General features: G+C 45.9%; 20 protein-coding genes. All 20 read left to right on the top strand.

What is annotated here, in order from left to right; translation table 11 throughout:
• Window positions 1–7 precede the first annotated feature (7 nt).
• On the top strand, window positions 8–523 hold the full coding sequence (locus ACQG1Y_RS25170; RefSeq protein WP_012695482.1) for a hypothetical protein: 516 nt from the start codon (window positions 8–10) through the stop codon (window positions 521–523).
• A gap of 103 nt (window positions 524–626) precedes the next feature.
• Window positions 627–1,058 carry a hypothetical protein gene (locus ACQG1Y_RS25165; protein ID WP_001251242.1) on the top strand — a complete coding sequence of 144 codons (432 nt, stop codon included), beginning with the start codon at window positions 627–629 and terminating at the stop codon, window positions 1,056–1,058.
• A gap of 236 nt (window positions 1,059–1,294) precedes the next feature.
• Window positions 1,295–1,483: a hypothetical protein gene (locus tag ACQG1Y_RS25160; protein ID WP_001107529.1), complete on the top strand. Its 189-nt coding sequence runs from the start codon at window positions 1,295–1,297 to the stop codon at window positions 1,481–1,483.
• Window positions 1,484–1,515: 32 nt separating this feature from the next.
• On the top strand, window positions 1,516–1,767 hold the full coding sequence (locus ACQG1Y_RS25155) for a hypothetical protein (protein ID WP_000115760.1): 252 nt from the start codon (window positions 1,516–1,518) through the stop codon (window positions 1,765–1,767).
• 401 nt (window positions 1,768–2,168) lie between these two features.
• Window positions 2,169–4,559 carry an Ig-like domain-containing protein gene (locus ACQG1Y_RS25150; RefSeq protein ID WP_000694552.1) on the top strand — a complete coding sequence of 797 codons (2,391 nt, stop codon included), beginning with the start codon at window positions 2,169–2,171 and terminating at the stop codon, window positions 4,557–4,559.
• 433 nt (window positions 4,560–4,992) lie between these two features.
• Complete coding sequence (locus ACQG1Y_RS25145) at window positions 4,993–5,463, top strand: hypothetical protein (RefSeq protein ID WP_000170639.1); 471 nt, start codon at window positions 4,993–4,995, stop codon at window positions 5,461–5,463.
• A 49-nt stretch (window positions 5,464–5,512) separates the two neighbouring features.
• A complete protein-coding gene (locus tag ACQG1Y_RS25140) occupies window positions 5,513–5,809 on the top strand; it encodes a type II toxin-antitoxin system RelE/ParE family toxin (RefSeq protein WP_000581857.1) in 297 nt (98 codons plus the stop codon).
• Between the two features lie 44 nt (window positions 5,810–5,853).
• The gene (locus ACQG1Y_RS25135; protein WP_000339750.1) at window positions 5,854–6,999 is read left to right on the top strand and encodes a hypothetical protein; all 1,146 of its coding nucleotides are present in this window, start codon (window positions 5,854–5,856) and stop codon (window positions 6,997–6,999) included.
• 405 nt (window positions 7,000–7,404) lie between these two features.
• Window positions 7,405–7,782 carry a hypothetical protein gene (locus ACQG1Y_RS25130; protein ID WP_000645320.1) on the top strand — a complete coding sequence of 126 codons (378 nt, stop codon included), beginning with the start codon at window positions 7,405–7,407 and terminating at the stop codon, window positions 7,780–7,782.
• A 91-nt stretch (window positions 7,783–7,873) separates the two neighbouring features.
• On the top strand, window positions 7,874–8,302 hold the full coding sequence (locus ACQG1Y_RS25125; RefSeq protein WP_000069824.1) for a hypothetical protein: 429 nt from the start codon (window positions 7,874–7,876) through the stop codon (window positions 8,300–8,302).
• Between the two features lie 64 nt (window positions 8,303–8,366).
• The gene (locus ACQG1Y_RS25120; RefSeq protein ID WP_001290639.1) at window positions 8,367–8,624 is read left to right on the top strand and encodes a hypothetical protein; all 258 of its coding nucleotides are present in this window, start codon (window positions 8,367–8,369) and stop codon (window positions 8,622–8,624) included.
• Between the two features lie 155 nt (window positions 8,625–8,779).
• Window positions 8,780–9,388: a hypothetical protein gene (locus tag ACQG1Y_RS25115; RefSeq protein ID WP_000833775.1), complete on the top strand. Its 609-nt coding sequence runs from the start codon at window positions 8,780–8,782 to the stop codon at window positions 9,386–9,388.
• 170 nt (window positions 9,389–9,558) lie between these two features.
• Entirely contained in the window at window positions 9,559–10,809 is a 1,251-nt protein-coding gene (locus ACQG1Y_RS25110; RefSeq protein WP_000104393.1) for a site-specific DNA-methyltransferase, read from the top strand.
• 294 nt (window positions 10,810–11,103) lie between these two features.
• Window positions 11,104–11,424, top strand: a complete 321-nt coding sequence (locus ACQG1Y_RS25105) for a hypothetical protein (RefSeq protein WP_000834113.1) — start codon at window positions 11,104–11,106, stop codon at window positions 11,422–11,424.
• 242 nt (window positions 11,425–11,666) lie between these two features.
• Window positions 11,667–11,993: a hypothetical protein gene (locus tag ACQG1Y_RS25100; RefSeq protein ID WP_000556022.1), complete on the top strand. Its 327-nt coding sequence runs from the start codon at window positions 11,667–11,669 to the stop codon at window positions 11,991–11,993.
• 65 nt (window positions 11,994–12,058) lie between these two features.
• The gene (locus ACQG1Y_RS25095) at window positions 12,059–12,316 is read left to right on the top strand and encodes a hypothetical protein (protein ID WP_001052325.1); all 258 of its coding nucleotides are present in this window, start codon (window positions 12,059–12,061) and stop codon (window positions 12,314–12,316) included.
• Window positions 12,317–12,545: 229 nt separating this feature from the next.
• Complete coding sequence (locus tag ACQG1Y_RS25090) at window positions 12,546–13,337, top strand: hypothetical protein (RefSeq protein WP_000774871.1); 792 nt, start codon at window positions 12,546–12,548, stop codon at window positions 13,335–13,337.
• Between the two features lie 50 nt (window positions 13,338–13,387).
• Window positions 13,388–13,588, top strand: a complete 201-nt coding sequence (locus ACQG1Y_RS25085; RefSeq protein WP_022646497.1) for a hypothetical protein — start codon at window positions 13,388–13,390, stop codon at window positions 13,586–13,588.
• A gap of 1 nt (window position 13,589) precedes the next feature.
• The gene (locus ACQG1Y_RS25080; RefSeq protein ID WP_072223036.1) at window positions 13,590–14,558 is read left to right on the top strand and encodes an IS5-like element IS903B family transposase; all 969 of its coding nucleotides are present in this window, start codon (window positions 13,590–13,592) and stop codon (window positions 14,556–14,558) included.
• Between the two features lie 116 nt (window positions 14,559–14,674).
• Window positions 14,675–15,004 carry a hypothetical protein gene (locus tag ACQG1Y_RS25075; protein WP_000140246.1) on the top strand — a complete coding sequence of 110 codons (330 nt, stop codon included), beginning with the start codon at window positions 14,675–14,677 and terminating at the stop codon, window positions 15,002–15,004.
• Window positions 15,005–15,079: the final 75 nt, after the last annotated feature.

Genomic DNA, 15,079 nt, shown 5'->3' with positions numbered 1-15,079 from the left:
GAAACCGATGCTCAAAAAAGATTTTTTTTCAGCTATTGAAAACCTTCTCAAAGCTGGCTTTCAACCTCGCTTTTACACTGTTAACAGTGGCCGAATCGGTCTCATTACATTCACTGATAAAAATGGAACAAAACAGGTTGAACAGGTTTATTCCTGCACTTCTTTAGCCGCCAATACTTTTGGAAAGCGCTTCACCACTTGGTTAGAAGAAATTTTTCAAAAGCATAATGAAGAAAAAGTAGCTGATTCCGGGTTCGAGGTTGGTAGCCGTGTCTGGGATAAATTGATGTATACGTTGCGCACCATTTCAGAAATTCGTGCCGGGGGGGTGCTGGTGCTGGATAACGGTGCACAGCGTACACTGGATGAAGTGCAAAAAACGGCACCTGAAACAAACCAGGTGGAGCCAAAGGAAATCTCTTCACTTCAGGAGCTGCTGAACGCTTCCAAAAATCTGGAGCCGACTTCGCCTGAGCTAATTGCGGCTCTTAATGAGGCTCTGTCAACCGCCATAAAACGGTGAATGCAACGGCAGTCTGGCACATCAGGCCTTGTCAGAGATTAGGCCTGAAAAGCACTTACGTACCGATATAACACCTAATTCCCCTCTAAGGAGATTGCCCTAAATGGCGATGAATAAAAAAGAACAAGCCGCGTATGATGAGCTGGTGGCACAGGCCAGAATAAACCGCGCTTTACGCTGGTCTGACTATGGCGTTGAACGCGATATGCCCGTACCAGAGGTCTCGGGGGAATACCAAAACGGCTGGAGCTTCAACACCGCCACTGGCACTGTTTATCCGACATGGAGCGGAACTACGGTTCACGGCACACGGGAAGAGGGAGAGGTTGTCGATGCAACCTCCCGCCGCATGCGAGGCATGAATGGTAGCCAGAACGGCATACCACAATACAGCACCAAAGAACGCGCCCTGAAGGCATTACGCTGTTCGCTTGAAATCAAGTTTGCCATGCAGCTGGATGCCATAGATAAAGCTATCGCAAAAGAAATAGAGCTGTCCACCGCTCGCCGGGAGAGCGATACATCAGATGCCTAGCGGTAAACCATCAATTCAGGCCCGTGATCAGAGGGGCCTTAACGCCCTGAAAGAGGCGGTTCCAGCGACGGCACAACTACAGATGCGGGTTACCCCTGAACGTAAACTGCGTTACGTCAATCAGGCAAAGGCCGAAGGTCTGGGTCTAACAGACTGGGTCCAAAAGCATATGGATAACGTGTGTGATCTGGCAGGCCAGCCTGAAATAACCATGTACAAAGATGATGGAGAAACAAGTGGCCAAAAATAACAACAGTCTCAAACAGCATGTCTTCAATATGCTGTCGGCTGGCAGCGAACTTAAAGAAGTGAAGCGTTTTCTCACCAGCAAGCGAGTTAAAGCCCGCCTGGCAGTGTCAATGATCCACGAGCAGGCGATTGCTGTGCAGAACACTGAATACCAGAATTATCCGGCTTATAGCTAACTGGTAACAACAATTACAGAGAGATACTTAAAATGAGCGTAAACCCAGAATACACCAGGGTTCAGCATGTCCAGATTATTCGCGAGCGAGATGGGCAGAAGGAAGTTGTTCGAGTCTATGATGAAGATGGCGACGTGGTTCTGTGTTTACCTGCCTACATTCAGGATGAGGAAATAAATCTTATTCTGCGCCGGTTGAATGACGTATATTCAGTCGGATATCGTGTAGGTGATGCAGCCCGCCGCCGCGCCATCAAAAAAGCGCTGGGGGATGATGAGGAGTAAGGCCATTTTTACTGGCAAGATATCTGTATACCGGAGTCTTTAGAGTACGTTCTAATGGCTCCGGATTATTAATACTGTTTTACTCATGCAATAAAAAGCAAACCAAAATTCTTTCGCTAATTCATTTTTAAATGCTCAAATCATTAAATGTAAGGAGCGTTATTTATCAATAGGTATGGCGTTCTTAATGGCTATTAAGCTAGTTCTGCTTTCGCTTGCTTCTGGAAATTAGGGAAACCTAATTTTACCCTATCAAAAAGTAACTTTTCTGGTTTTGTTGCATTCACGTAAACAAAAAAGTCCCGCCGGGCAGAAAAGAAAAACATCAAAAATAGCTATTTTCCCGAAAAGATCACGAACACTGAAAAAGTATCATGGGGAACCTGATCAGGAGACAACCCATGAAAATCAAACTAGCCCTGCTTATTGCATTTGCAGGTTTCAGCGCAGGAGCTTCCGCTGAAATCGCAGAATTCAGCTTTAAAGATACCCTGAACGTTAAAAAGACCGTATCGCCTGCATCCGTATGGATTAATCCGGTAACGAGCTTTGACGTTGCCGTTATTTCCGGTCTGGACCGTTATATTACGCTCAGTCTGCTGAAAAGTGACGGGAGCCTCATCTGGAGCACGAAAAGCAGCCTGGTTACCGTTGATGACCGTACCACATCTTCGACAGGCTTTGATTATTACGGCAAGACTCTGACCGTACCAGCGATGGGAGAAGATAGCTTCACCCTCAGAGAGGTGATTACCGACTTGCAAGGGAAGGAGGTCTCCCGGCAGGATTACCCGCTTGCAATTGACCGAACGCCTCCGGCAACGGGTACCATAAGTTATACGAGAAATGGGTGGAACTTTGGCAGCGAAGCGATCTTCACTTCAGTACCAGCCGGTATGCAGTACGCCAGCGTCCAGGCACTGGTCTTTAATGGACTGAGTGATAAAGGTTCCGGGCTTGCTAATGCTGAATATTTCATAACCGATGCCGCTGGAGTGGAGCGTAAAAAGCCAGCGGAAATTAATACAGTGGAAGGTAGCGTAACCGTTCAAGTCGCCGACGCAAGCAGCAATGCCCTGGCACCGGAAAACCGCTCTGAATATAAAGTGGGGATCTACCTTTATGACAAAGCGGGAAACAGGAGCGAACTAAGCCGCCGAAGCGTAATTGATCGGGTTAAGCCTGACGATATCATCCAGGTGCAGGACGCCACTACCGGATCATGGGTCTCCTATCAGTCTGGCATGACCGTCTTCCAGAACCCTATTTCCGTACGGGTATTAAGGAAGAAAAGTGACTTTACTGCTGTTAACGGTTCCAAATATGGCTGGGCGGACTCGAATTTCCAGACGTCCGATAGCACTTATAATATCTATACTTTCAAATACATATATCCAAATGTGGGGGATACTTATCATGAATTTCAGACTCTGGCGGGAGGAGTAAGACGAATTCATCATAACTCCCTCAACTTCACTCCAGCCCCGGCGATGGAAATAGCCCCGAAGATAGTGGCTAAAGAGATGTACCGGAGTGATACCAGTGAGTGGTTAACTCAGGCCTCAATCAGCGTTAAAACCGCCACCATTAGCCGCATAAAGGTAACCGCAGAACCCCGACCATACGTGCAAAAGTTCAGAACGGTAAAAAATGCAGCCTGGTTCTGCACTATTCCTGTCGGACAAAGTTCATGCGAGATGACGGTTAACTTCAACTACACCAGTGACAAAGGATTTGAGTATCTGCATCTTTACTCGGGAAAAGATGGTGACAGCATATTCGATGCGCTTGCTGGTAATTTTACGGTTATCTGGGATAACAACCCACCGGTGGTTAATGTCGCTCAGGTAAACAAGGCCTCCAAGACAATCACTATGACGGCCACCGATAATGATCGCGTCAACGCCTGGAACATCAGCTACTGGGATACCAAAGTTTTCGAAGCCACCCTTAAAAATGCCCGGGGGGAAACTTTCACCCTGAAGCCTGTGACTGTCAGTGAAAGCGATTATAAAACCAAAAACGCCACTTTCTCATACGCTGGTCTACCGGACGGGGATTATACGGTTGTTAGCGTGTCTGCCACGGATCTTGTTGGAAACACAGGAACCAAAACGCTTAATGCACCGCTGAAAATTGACTCAACGCTTCCGGTTATTGCGTTCAGCTTTAATGGCGCAGACGCAGAAGGAAAACTGGTTAAAGGGCTTGAGAACCTACGCATAAGCGTTACTGATGCCTCTGGGGATGCTTCCCTGATATCGCTTCAGCTCGCTGGTGGACCTAACTCTGAAAAGGTCACCCTTGCATTCACGCCGCTATCCAAGGATGTCTTTATTCCTGAATACCCCAGAATCTTCCCCAATACTGACGAATCGGGACAGATGTATCATCTGGAGGCTCTGGCTATTGACGAATCAGGTAACCGGACCACTAAAACGCTTAATTTTACCTACCAGCCAGCTAACCTGATTATGCTGGATAATCTCAAGACGCTGGCCACAGCCGTAGCACTGAAAGCAACGGACAACACGCCGCTGGCCATCATCCGAACCAGTGTGTTGCGTCGTCAGGACGGTTCTATCATTACCGGACAGTTAAACGGAACCCTGACTGTTCAGAAAAACGCCCAGTTCGGCGTTACGGTTGCCGGAGTTACGGTCCAGCCTGGTGAAACTAAATCGCTGTCACTGGATCTTGGTAATGGTGAAGAGCGCACATATCCCGTTACTCCCGCTGTAAGTGGTCAATCTGGCACGGCCACATTTACTATAGAATTCCCTCAAACATAAACCCTACACAAGGGTACGGTAGTATGCCGTACCCTGTTACGCCATCCTCAATGTAAAATGTAGAGTTGAGCATGACTTAATTATTACTTTCTCATTAAGTGTCTCTTAAACTGCAAACGGGAAAGTAATATTCCCGAGACGGGAAGGACTCCTTCCTTTTGGTTATAATCTATGATGCTAAACTGTGTAATTACACCGGAACAATGTCCTCGTTTAAATCGCTGGCACCAGTACATGATTTATCCATGAATGCTTTTTGATGCAATTTTACTTCAGAATGCTCTTAATTTTTTAAACAAATTATATTTGAATCCTTCGTGTATAAATTTGCAGCCCCTCTCTCAATGTTTTTTTAAAATATTTACTCTCAGGTTATTAGCCAGTAGATTCATTCTGTCATGATTACTCCAGAACTAACCGGAGGAATCACATTATGACCAAATATTATGATCGCAGTGGAATTGAAATCTCCAGCGCAAAAATCCGCTGTGTTGATTCTGTAAAAGGTACTGCGGAATATACTTTTCGTATTGTTTGCGATAAATGCAATGGGCGGGGAGAGCGTAAGCATTTTTATAGAAGTCGCTGTATGGCTTGTAAAGCCACGGGTTACAGCCTCGAAACGACCCGTACTGCTTACACGCTGAATGCGCTGTACCGCATTAATGCGCAAGCTGCCCGCAAAGTGTCAGCATCCCTGCAAGACGAGCGTTTAAGGACTGAAAGCGCCCACAGTTCTGCGTTCACAGCATGGTGCAGGTCTCATCAAAAAATGGTTGATGCAATCACCCAACAATCCAGTAGTAATAATTTTCTGGAAAGCCTTAAGTCTTCTTTAACCCACCAGCGTCAGTTAAGTGATAAGCAGCTGGCAGTTGCCGCCCGCATTTTAGGTATTCATTAATTCAAAGCCCTTTTAATTTAATTTTAAGGTCAATTATTACGGAGGAACTATGATCCATTCATTTAAAGACAGACGGCTTGAAAAGTTCTTCCGTAATGGAAAAACAACGGCAGGTATTCCTTCTGAAATTATTAACGCGATTCTGTGTCGACTTGAAACGCTGGATAATGTCCAGAGTGAGCGGGAGTTATTATCCAACAGCTTGCGTTATGAACGCTTAAGAATGACGTCAAACCGTTATTCCTCCATTCGAGTAAACTCTAAGTATCGATTATTCTTTGAATGGAATGATGGCGCACATAATGTTCATTTGTCTGCACATGACTATAAATCGCTCATCCATTAAGGTTAAAAATGAAGCTATTTTCAATTTCATCCCGGGATACAAGCATGGACGCGATGTTTTATATCCAGGCCAGTACTAAACAACAGGCAAGTTACATATTTAGTACCCTTTCCCCGAAGCCTACTGCGAACTGCCAGCTTACAGATTTGCAGAATGAGACGGTCGTCCCTTCCATAAGCCCTATTTCGCTTTCACTTAACCCCTGGTCGATCAATTCCCAGTCCCGAACCCGGGAACTGCGTATGGCCACGCATGGTCTTAACCTGATCTGTGCAGTCACGGATGAGCATACCCGTCAGATAGTTGACTTTTGCGATAACCTTGGACAGCAGCTTAAGGATCCGGACGACAAAAGCGCCTGGGTTAAGCTCATTAATTCTGAATGCGCTTTGCTTAATTCTCCGCGTCTCTATCCCGTTCTGCTTGAGCCGGATACACCGGCACAATTTGAAATCTTTGTGCCAGCTCCGGAAGATGGAGAACACGACACGGTCATAGCCAGCGTTGTTAAAGAATGTTTCGGAGATGAATGCCGGTACAGAGTAACGGACAAAGCTTTTGCAATGTCGGAAAAGCCAGTCATCAGGCTGGAAGCTCATTTCAATGACAAACGCGAAAAGGTTTTAGAACTGACCTTTTCCTGTTTCAATCTTTCACTCTCAGCGTCCGTGCATGAAAACCAGCTACGTCAGATTTTGTTACTTTGCGAAGACTTTGGCGTAAGGCTTCAGGGTAGAGCAGGGGCATCCTGCCACGTTAATATGCGCAGTGCTTACCGTCGTCTTGCTCATGTTGGCACCGGCTCTCGCCCAGGTGATGACAGTGATGTGCGGGTCTATACCTCGTTAAAAGAAGAAAAAGATGTTAAGAGGCTGCTTGATAAGTCAACCAGGGGAAGTGAGCTTGTACCGGCGAGGCACGGGCAGCAGTTTAACGGGGTCTTAGTGAATGCCACACCCGCATCGGCCACTACTGGTTTCATTTACCTTTCGCATGATTTTCCGGAAGGCCAGTTTATGATGACAGCCGAGGTGTTGCATGTTGGAATTACACCAGGCGGTATTTACTACATTGAAACACTGGACGGTTACCGGTTTATCGTGACAGCGTTTGAGAAGGGATTAATGAACGGTTTGAGGGAGTTTATAGCTGCAAATGAGGAATATTTTAAGTATTACCGCTGGTCTTAGTATCTGAGCTGAAACCGGTAGGCCAGGGAAGGCAACCGGGAAAATGCAATTTAACCTGATCCTATACCTACGACTATCTTTATCCACTTATAATAGCCTCACCAAATTATAATGCCCGATCACCGCATTTGCTTAAACCTCACATATTCTTCTTATGCTTCCCCTGATAATCTACGACCGAAAGACAAAGGAAAGTGAATACGAAATAAGATTTATGAGCACATAAAAGTTACTTTTCCTTGGTGGCACATCACAAACATTGTGGGTTTCATAATCCTTTTTGTTATTTAAAAAGGATGTGTTCAATTCTAATTAAAGGTGGTATTTTTTTTGAAAGTTTGCTGGGAGGTTATTAGCTGGGGGGATGGGTAACAGTATAATAAGTACAGATGAAAAGGAGGTTTTATGAAAGCGTTAGACGTGGTTTCAACTCAACTCAACTTTATTAATCTGTTGGATCAGGCAGGATATGCTCTTTCAGAAATTGTTGTAAAACGCTTCAGTGCTGCACCAGCCTTTAACGAAGGGCACTGGTTGTTCATTGCAGAGCAGGATAACCGCTACATTGAAGTGGTCTGTATTCTCTCTTTAGCTTCAGAAAGCGGAGAGCAGCATATTGATGTTTTTATTAATATGTTCGAAGACCCGATTGATGATGTTATTTCACGAAACATTGAAACCAAAACCTTTGCGACGCTTTATAAATACATTGAACGTATACCTTTTACTCCGGGTGTAAAGAAAGAATTCTTGAGCAGTATTGAGAACATCAATTTTAGTTAATCAAAAACCACAACTTTTTGCCACCAAGTTATTAGGTAATGCTATCAACCTGATATAATTACCTTAACATGAATATGAGCGGAGCCGGGTTATGTCTAATAATACTGAAGTCATTAGCTGTGATTTATTTTCAACTCTATCTTCACTTAATTTTAGCACCGAGGATATTACAGGTTTGACTCCGGCCAACTTTCGAAAGGGAGCTTTCTTACATGCAAAAATTTCTGCTAGCCAGGCCACGCGAGCGACTGATATTTCCATTCAATTACTCACGGATCGTGTTTCAGGTGAAATGAACTACGTAATAGTAATTGGCAGGCACGAAGGACTCCTGCAAAGCGAAGCAATTGACCCAAACGCTGATAAGCAATACCGGGAAAACCGTTATTCTCGCCATTTTATCTCAGTAACCGATGCCAATACCAAAGCCCTGAAAAAAACCTGCAAGGTAATGAAAACATATATCAAAGAGCAGGCATTTAAGCCTAACACCTGGGGGCACAGTTTCATTAAGGGTTGATTTATTCTTGCCCCGGTGAGCCGGGGCAACGCTAAATTAACCTCAAACTGTGCTGGAGGCACAAATGTCTGAAAAACACTTTATCGTTAAAATCCAGAACCGAAACGGCGACCATGAGAATAGCTATGTTCGGTTACTCGTCAGCGATTGTGAGAAAAATGCTTGCCAGACGGCACTCATTTCAGAGTGCCATGGCGAGCTTGAACAGCTGAGTTTTGAAGACGGTGGGGTTTACGACTACAACGGCGAAAATCACTACAGTGTCAGGAGCTGCGTGGAGGTTGCTCCAGAAGACGTTGCAACTTTGCAACGCTTCCTTTAACACCTGCGACATTTGATTAAATATCGGGCGTCCGCTACAGGATGCCCGTGATTTAAACGATTCCTCAAAGATCGCTGTCACTCCTGATAACTGTATTAAGAGCAGGTTTGTGATAGGTTCAGCGTAACAACATTACTGGAATTTTGGTTGCCTTGATGAAGAGCTGCTTTTCTGATTTACCCGTTAAAGACGGCACGTCCGGAACCTGGAAACTGGACACATTCGAAATTACCGCAGATAAGGCGATGAGCCTCGCCCTTCGTGCCGAGTATACAGGTAATACAGACGAGTTTATCCCGCCCGGTAGATATCGGCGTTTGTCCAACGGCTGGGATGTGGTGATGTCCAATACCCCGATGGAGATCAGAACCTGCCAGGATTTTTTAGAGCGAGCCACCGGGCGCGTGCTCATTAATGGTCTTGGTCTGGGGATGGTGCTTCACGCCATTCTTCAAAAAGAAGATGTAACCCATGTAACAGTAATTGAAAAAGAACAGGACGTTATTAACCTCGTTGCGGCCTCGTTTGCAAACGATCCTCGCGTTGAAATTATCCATGCTGATGCAATGATGTATTGCCCACCAGCAGGCGTCACGTACAACGCATGCTGGCACGACATATGGCCAGACTTCGCAACAGCTAACCTCTCACAGATGGATAAGCTGGAAATTAAGTACCGGGACATCTGTGAATGGCAGGGCTCGTGGGGCAGGGAGGAGTGTGAGCAAAAGCACATTGAGTTTCAAAATCTTGGGGCTGATTGAGTACAACTTTTGAAGGTGTCTCCGCTAAAGAAGACTGGGTCTCTTTGCGCATGCCCAGCTGTGCTGCATGACCTGACAAAGCCTATAAATAAACAGATCGGTTTGATTTAGTAATCCCCCTTCCAACCATCAGGCCGATATTTAAACTGCATCTCCATTAAGGATGGCTGATGAGCACGATTTCTACGGATTTAATTGCACGGATCTACGCAGCCTCCGAATTGCCGTTGAGCAACGACGAGCTTTATCGCGAAGTGCAGCGTGAAACTGGCATGTCGGATGCCGAATTGCACGAACTGAAAGAATTTGGGTCAGATAAAACCAGAACCAGCGGCGTCAAACACAAAGTACGCTGGTTTCAGCAGACTCTTCGGCAGGCCGGAGTCATCGAACGCGTTCCAGAAAAACGGGGCGTCTGGAGATACTCCTCTAAGACGAAAACAAACCTACACGAGTCATGGGAAAAGCTCTGTGTTGTCGGTTTCTCAACTTCTCTTGGGGCATCGGTTTTTGGAAACGCCTATGCCTTCTTCAGCAATATCACAGAGCAAATTCATCTTTGCCTGACCTCGCCGCCTTACCTCCTTCGAAATTCAAGAGACTACGGGCATGGCGGGGGGCGTGGCGAGCAGGTTTATATTGACTGGCTTCTGCGTATCCTCGAACCGATCGTGAAACAGCTTGTACCCGGCGCAAGTGTGGCATTGAATATCACTCAAGATAGCTTTAATAGGGGCAGGCCTTCACGTTCTCTGTATCTGGAGCGTCTGACACTGGCATTATGTGACAAGCTGGGGCTTGAGCTCATGGACAGGCTTCAGTGGGTGAATCGCAGTAAGCCCCCATCGCCAACGCACTGGGCATGTAAGCAACGAGTGCAGCTCTGCTCATCGTATGAGCCTGTGCTGTGGTTTACCAATGATGCGAGTAAGGTTCGTTCAAACAACTTACGTGTACTGCAACCGCATTCAGAGCAGCATCTTAAATTGCAGGCAGCAGGCGGTGAAAATCGCACGACCTTTTATGGTGATGGGGCGTACCAGCTTAAAAGCGGATCCTTTGGAAATAAAACAGAAGGAACGATCCCCAAAAATACTTTGTTTTACGGCAATAGCTGCGCTGATACGAGATTTTGCCATTCCATTGCCCGCGAGCTAGGTTTTCCGCTGCATGGTGCAACGTCTCCTACCAGGCTTGCAGCGTTTCTGATTGAGTTTTTGACAGAGCCGGGAGATCTTGTTGTAGATCCCTTCGCTGGCCTGCATAAAGTTCCCATCGCAGCCGAGCGACTTGGCAGACGTTGGCTGGCGACGGACAAAATCATGGAATGGCTGGCGATTTCCCGAAACCTTTTTACGGCCGCACCGGGATATAAGAGTAACCCCATGCTGGACGAGCTCGCCGAACTGTATCGGGCTTAATGCAAGTTAACGGTTTTGATAAAGTGGTTTGAAGCGACAAGCGGTTTATTCATTTTGCATTGTTTCTACCATAAAATGACAATATTAACGGCTTAGCATACGCCGCAGAGATAATTAGGGTGCCATTCATTTCCGGTTGTCTGTATTAACGAGTGTATTCAATATTCACTTGTTTCTCCGATATAGACCCAACAAAAAAAACTGATGGTTGTGATACAGAACTTGTTGAATTAACATCCGGTACATTAACTATATTGGTAATTTAGACGGTTTCTAAATTAAAGGTGGACAGATATGAAGTCAGATACAGAAATGGTTTCTCCTATCGAGTTGCACATTGGCGATCATGTCCAGCGGCATGGTGCTTTATTTGAGGTTATGCATATTGTTGAATCCGAATGCGATATTCCCGGCGGCATCCGGGTAGCAGCATGCATTTCACGGGTTATCGGTGACGTTACGGGCAATATTCCTCGTGGTTGGCTGGAAACACCGAAGCGTATGGCTGAGCGAGGAGTTAAGTGGGCGACGAGTCTGCCTGAGGGGCTTTACTTTAACATCCAGGGGAACGCACATGCGAAAGTAAGCCGGGTTATTCGTAATGTGACTAATTGAAACTTTTTTCTGAATTGCGGTGTAAAAGTTACTTTTCACCGCATCGTTTTCCCTAACTACTAAATCAGAGCTTCTCTGAAATAAGCGGATTTAACCGCTAGCGATTTATTCAGGCCATTTTATTCTAATCATTATCCTACACTTCAAAAATATTCATTATTTTTTCTTCTGACCTATTAGCCAGAATTCTCGATTCGGTATCATTTACTTACGGTAAATCTTTTGAAAACGAGGTAAATGGCATGCATTCTCAGGATCCTATCACGAAATTAACCCAGACGTTGCAACGCGACGATGGTTCTCAGGTTCGTATTGTAGCGCAGCGGGGATATGGAAGTGGGCTTACAGCCTCGCTTGATGTGTACGTTCTCCGTCGTGATTCCTCTGAAAGCAACTGGTCACTGTGCGGAAAAGATCCTCACCCAGAGTGGAGAAAGATGTCAGTAGATGAGTATCAGAAATTTGGACGCTCTGAAATGCTGCGTTATGCCACACCAGGTGAAATTCTCAGGGTGGCATCCGCTATTGGCCAGCCAATGAGCTTCCTCGATGGCAACCCTGCGTTTTAGCCCGAACCCTGGCGACGCCTTTTAAACCGGCGTCATTCTTTTTACGAGCAACAGACGGAGAAAAAATGAATCTGAACGAACGAAGCACGAGCGCAGCAACGCCAGATTTGAGCCGACTTTATCTCATTTCCGGGCGCATTATGTTTGATGATGATGATCAGGCCTACCTGGTCGAAGCCGACTCCCCTGGTGATGCAGAGGAGGCTTTCCGGCATCATATTGCTGACAGTGCCGACGACTTAGAAAAGGTGATTATAGTTTCCTCTACAAGTTTCGCTTCAGCTCACAGCAGTCGCGTAATTTGTCGGCCTGCCGTGAAGTAATTTCAACTTCCAATGATATTTCCCTCTTTATAAAAGCCGCCGTCTGGCGGTTTTTATTTGCAAAAATGAATATTAATCCTGAATGATATTAATTTAAGATGAGGTAGTGTTCATATTCTTCTTCTTAATATTTTTTCTAAAAAAACGCCTTCAGGTTATTAGTTGGTATTAGTGTATTTGTTATGATCTTCTCATCAAATACATTAATTAAATAATCAAGGAGTCAACTGTGGCAGATAATTATACTCAGGCGTCGTTTATTATTCCCTGCACTCAGGAGCAGGCAAAAATGGCACAAGAAGCAATCACATTCGTTACCGAAGCAGAAATTGCAGAAGGTGAGCGTTTGCTTGATAAGCCACTGACAGATTGTTCTCTGACTGAGAAGCTGATCCTCAGTATTATCGAGAACCACCCTGAGTATGACCCTTCTGAGCCGAGCTTTGGGCAACCATCCTGCCCAGACTGCAATTATGAACTGTTGTTCGCAACAGAAGTTACCAGCAGTGGGCTGGCAGTTTTTCATGGAGAGACCATTGATCTTGACCATGCAATTTGCCTCACAACTGCCGTGCTGTCGGTATTCGACCTCTCGGAAATGGTAACAATTACTGCTGCATTTACATGCAGTAAAAGCCGGACAGATGAATTTGGGGGTATGACTATTCTGGTCACAAAGGATACCCACTATTACCAGGATGGCTGTCAGTTTTCTCGTCTCATGAATGAGGCTCACAAAGCCGGTATCCAGTATGCTCTGTGTAAAGTGACGCATTACCACGGTGAGAGCAGCTATGTGGCAAGCTATGTCCTGAGCTGCGACGTAGCGGATTCAGCCCAGGAGGTCGTTAACAAACGACTGAAGGCATGTGCCGGAAAAGAGCCAGAAGACGGAATCTATATTCTGTGTGAAGAAGACAACACTAGTCTTTCGGTCGAACTCGTTACAGAACTGTCTCCGCTCGATTACGACAAGCTGAGCAAGCTTCTCCCTTCCCTTGACACCCTTTGCGGCGCTTAAGCCTGCCAATTACCGTAGCCACCGGTTTCCCCGGTGGCCTGGAGCCTGCCATGACCAATAAATTCATAGTTTCTACCGTTGATTGTATCAATGAATTTGCAAGTGACGTTCCGCAGAGTGTTTCCTTACGGATAGATACAATGCTTGAACAGCGTATCCGCAAATTGGCGGCATACGTGAAAGAAAACGATCTTCATTTAACTGAGTTTTACTTCTATGAGGCTTTGTTGAATAAATCGAACTTTTGCTGAGTTGAAGGATCAGATCACGCATCTTCCCGACAACGCAGACCGTTCCGTGGCAAAGCAAAAGTTCAAAATCACCAACTGGCCCACCTACAATAAAGCCCTCATCAACCGTGGCTCCATAACTTTCTGGCTGGATGATGAAGCTATTCAGGCCTGGTATGAGTCGGCAACGCCTTCATCACGGGGAAGACCTCAGCGCTATTCTGACCTTGCCATCACGACTGTGCTGGTCATTAAACGCGTATTCAGGCTGACCCTGCGCGCTGCGCAGGGCTTTATTGATTCCATTTTTTCTCTGATGAACGTTCCGCTACGCTGCCCGGATTACAGCTGTGTCAGCAGGCGGGCAAAGTCGGTTAATGTCAGTTTCAAAACGCCCACCCGGGGTGAAATCGCACACCTGGTAATTGATTCCACCGGGCTGAAGGTCTTCGGTGAAGGCGAGTGGAAAGTCAAAAAGCATGGCCAGGAACGCCGCCGTATCTGGCGTAAGCTGCATCTCGCCGTTGACAGTAAAACACATGAAATCATCTGCGCTGACCTGTCGCTGAACAACGTTACGGACTCAGAGGCCTTCCCCGGGTTAATCCGGCAAACCCACCGGAAAATCAGGTCAGCCGCCGCCGATGGCGCTTACGATACCCGGCTATGTCACGATGAACTGCGGCGTAAGAAAATCAGCGCGCTTATCCCGCCCCGAAAAGGTGCGGGTTACTGGCCCGGTGAATATGCAGACCGTAACCGTGCTGTTGCGAATCAGCGGCTGACCGGGAGTAATGCGCGGTGGAAATGGACAACAGATTACAATCGTCGCTCGATAGCGGAAACGGCGATGTACCGGGTAAAACAGCTGTTCGGGGGTTCACTGACGCTGCGTGACTACGATGGTCAGGTTGCGGAGGCTATGGCCCTGGTACGAGCGCTGAACAAAATGACGAAAGCAGGTATGCCTGAAAGCGTGCGTATTGCCTGAAAACACAACCCGCTACGGGGGAGACTTACCCGAAATCTGATTTATTCAACAAAGCCTCTTTTCTTTTAAAAATAAATTATTCAGATTTATTTTCTATTGATTTAATGAGGTAGGGAATGACAGAAAGTGCTTTGCTTTTGCGAGAGGCATTTAATGAATCGGTTAACTATATGACATGGTCTTTTTATTCACTGATAACTGCTTACGTTTCGATGGCTTTTTATGATAGAGTTGAGGTTAAGACCCGAATAAATAATTATCTGAATAAGTTACTTTTCGTGATTGCTATGTCCGTTTTTATCCCAAATATGTACTTTGTTTCAATGGTGTTCAGTCAGAAGTTAGGCACCGCAGCTGGCGTTGCGTCATTCATTATTGGGCTACTTTTCATGATGTTAAACTCGGCACCTGTAATTACTGGTATCGTACAGCAGCGCAAAGATTGAGTTTTATGAGTATAGTCAGTTGGGTTTTCATCTGTTTTATCAGACTTAGAAAAATGAAATCTTTCAATTCATTGA

This window comes from Enterobacter cloacae complex sp. 397G4 (genome assembly GCF_050031515.1).
GTDB classification, from domain to species: domain Bacteria; phylum Pseudomonadota; class Gammaproteobacteria; order Enterobacterales; family Enterobacteriaceae; genus Enterobacter; species Enterobacter hormaechei_C.
This window is presented reverse-complemented; position numbering and strand designations above follow the sequence as displayed.

Coding starts and splice junctions, on each gene's coding strand:
- ACQG1Y_RS25135 (WP_000339750.1), top strand. CDS start 5,854: ATGGACGCGATGTTTTATATCCAGGCCAGTACTAAACAACAGGCAAGT.
- ACQG1Y_RS25130 (WP_000645320.1), top strand. CDS start 7,405: ATGAAAGCGTTAGACGTGGTTTCAACTCAACTCAACTTTATTAATCTG.
- ACQG1Y_RS25145 (WP_000170639.1), top strand. CDS start 4,993: ATGACCAAATATTATGATCGCAGTGGAATTGAAATCTCCAGCGCAAAA.
- ACQG1Y_RS25165 (WP_001251242.1), top strand. CDS start 627: ATGGCGATGAATAAAAAAGAACAAGCCGCGTATGATGAGCTGGTGGCA.
- ACQG1Y_RS25085 (WP_022646497.1), top strand. CDS start 13,388: ATGACCAATAAATTCATAGTTTCTACCGTTGATTGTATCAATGAATTT.
- ACQG1Y_RS25100 (WP_000556022.1), top strand. CDS start 11,667: ATGCATTCTCAGGATCCTATCACGAAATTAACCCAGACGTTGCAACGC.
- ACQG1Y_RS25140 (WP_000581857.1), top strand. CDS start 5,513: ATGATCCATTCATTTAAAGACAGACGGCTTGAAAAGTTCTTCCGTAAT.
- ACQG1Y_RS25095 (WP_001052325.1), top strand. CDS start 12,059: ATGAATCTGAACGAACGAAGCACGAGCGCAGCAACGCCAGATTTGAGC.
- ACQG1Y_RS25105 (WP_000834113.1), top strand. CDS start 11,104: ATGAAGTCAGATACAGAAATGGTTTCTCCTATCGAGTTGCACATTGGC.
- ACQG1Y_RS25150 (WP_000694552.1), top strand. CDS start 2,169: ATGAAAATCAAACTAGCCCTGCTTATTGCATTTGCAGGTTTCAGCGCA.
- ACQG1Y_RS25115 (WP_000833775.1), top strand. CDS start 8,780: ATGAAGAGCTGCTTTTCTGATTTACCCGTTAAAGACGGCACGTCCGGA.
- ACQG1Y_RS25120 (WP_001290639.1), top strand. CDS start 8,367: ATGTCTGAAAAACACTTTATCGTTAAAATCCAGAACCGAAACGGCGAC.
- ACQG1Y_RS25125 (WP_000069824.1), top strand. CDS start 7,874: ATGTCTAATAATACTGAAGTCATTAGCTGTGATTTATTTTCAACTCTA.
- ACQG1Y_RS25110 (WP_000104393.1), top strand. CDS start 9,559: ATGAGCACGATTTCTACGGATTTAATTGCACGGATCTACGCAGCCTCC.
- ACQG1Y_RS25075 (WP_000140246.1), top strand. CDS start 14,675: ATGACAGAAAGTGCTTTGCTTTTGCGAGAGGCATTTAATGAATCGGTT.
- ACQG1Y_RS25155 (WP_000115760.1), top strand. CDS start 1,516: ATGAGCGTAAACCCAGAATACACCAGGGTTCAGCATGTCCAGATTATT.
- ACQG1Y_RS25170 (WP_012695482.1), top strand. CDS start 8: ATGCTCAAAAAAGATTTTTTTTCAGCTATTGAAAACCTTCTCAAAGCT.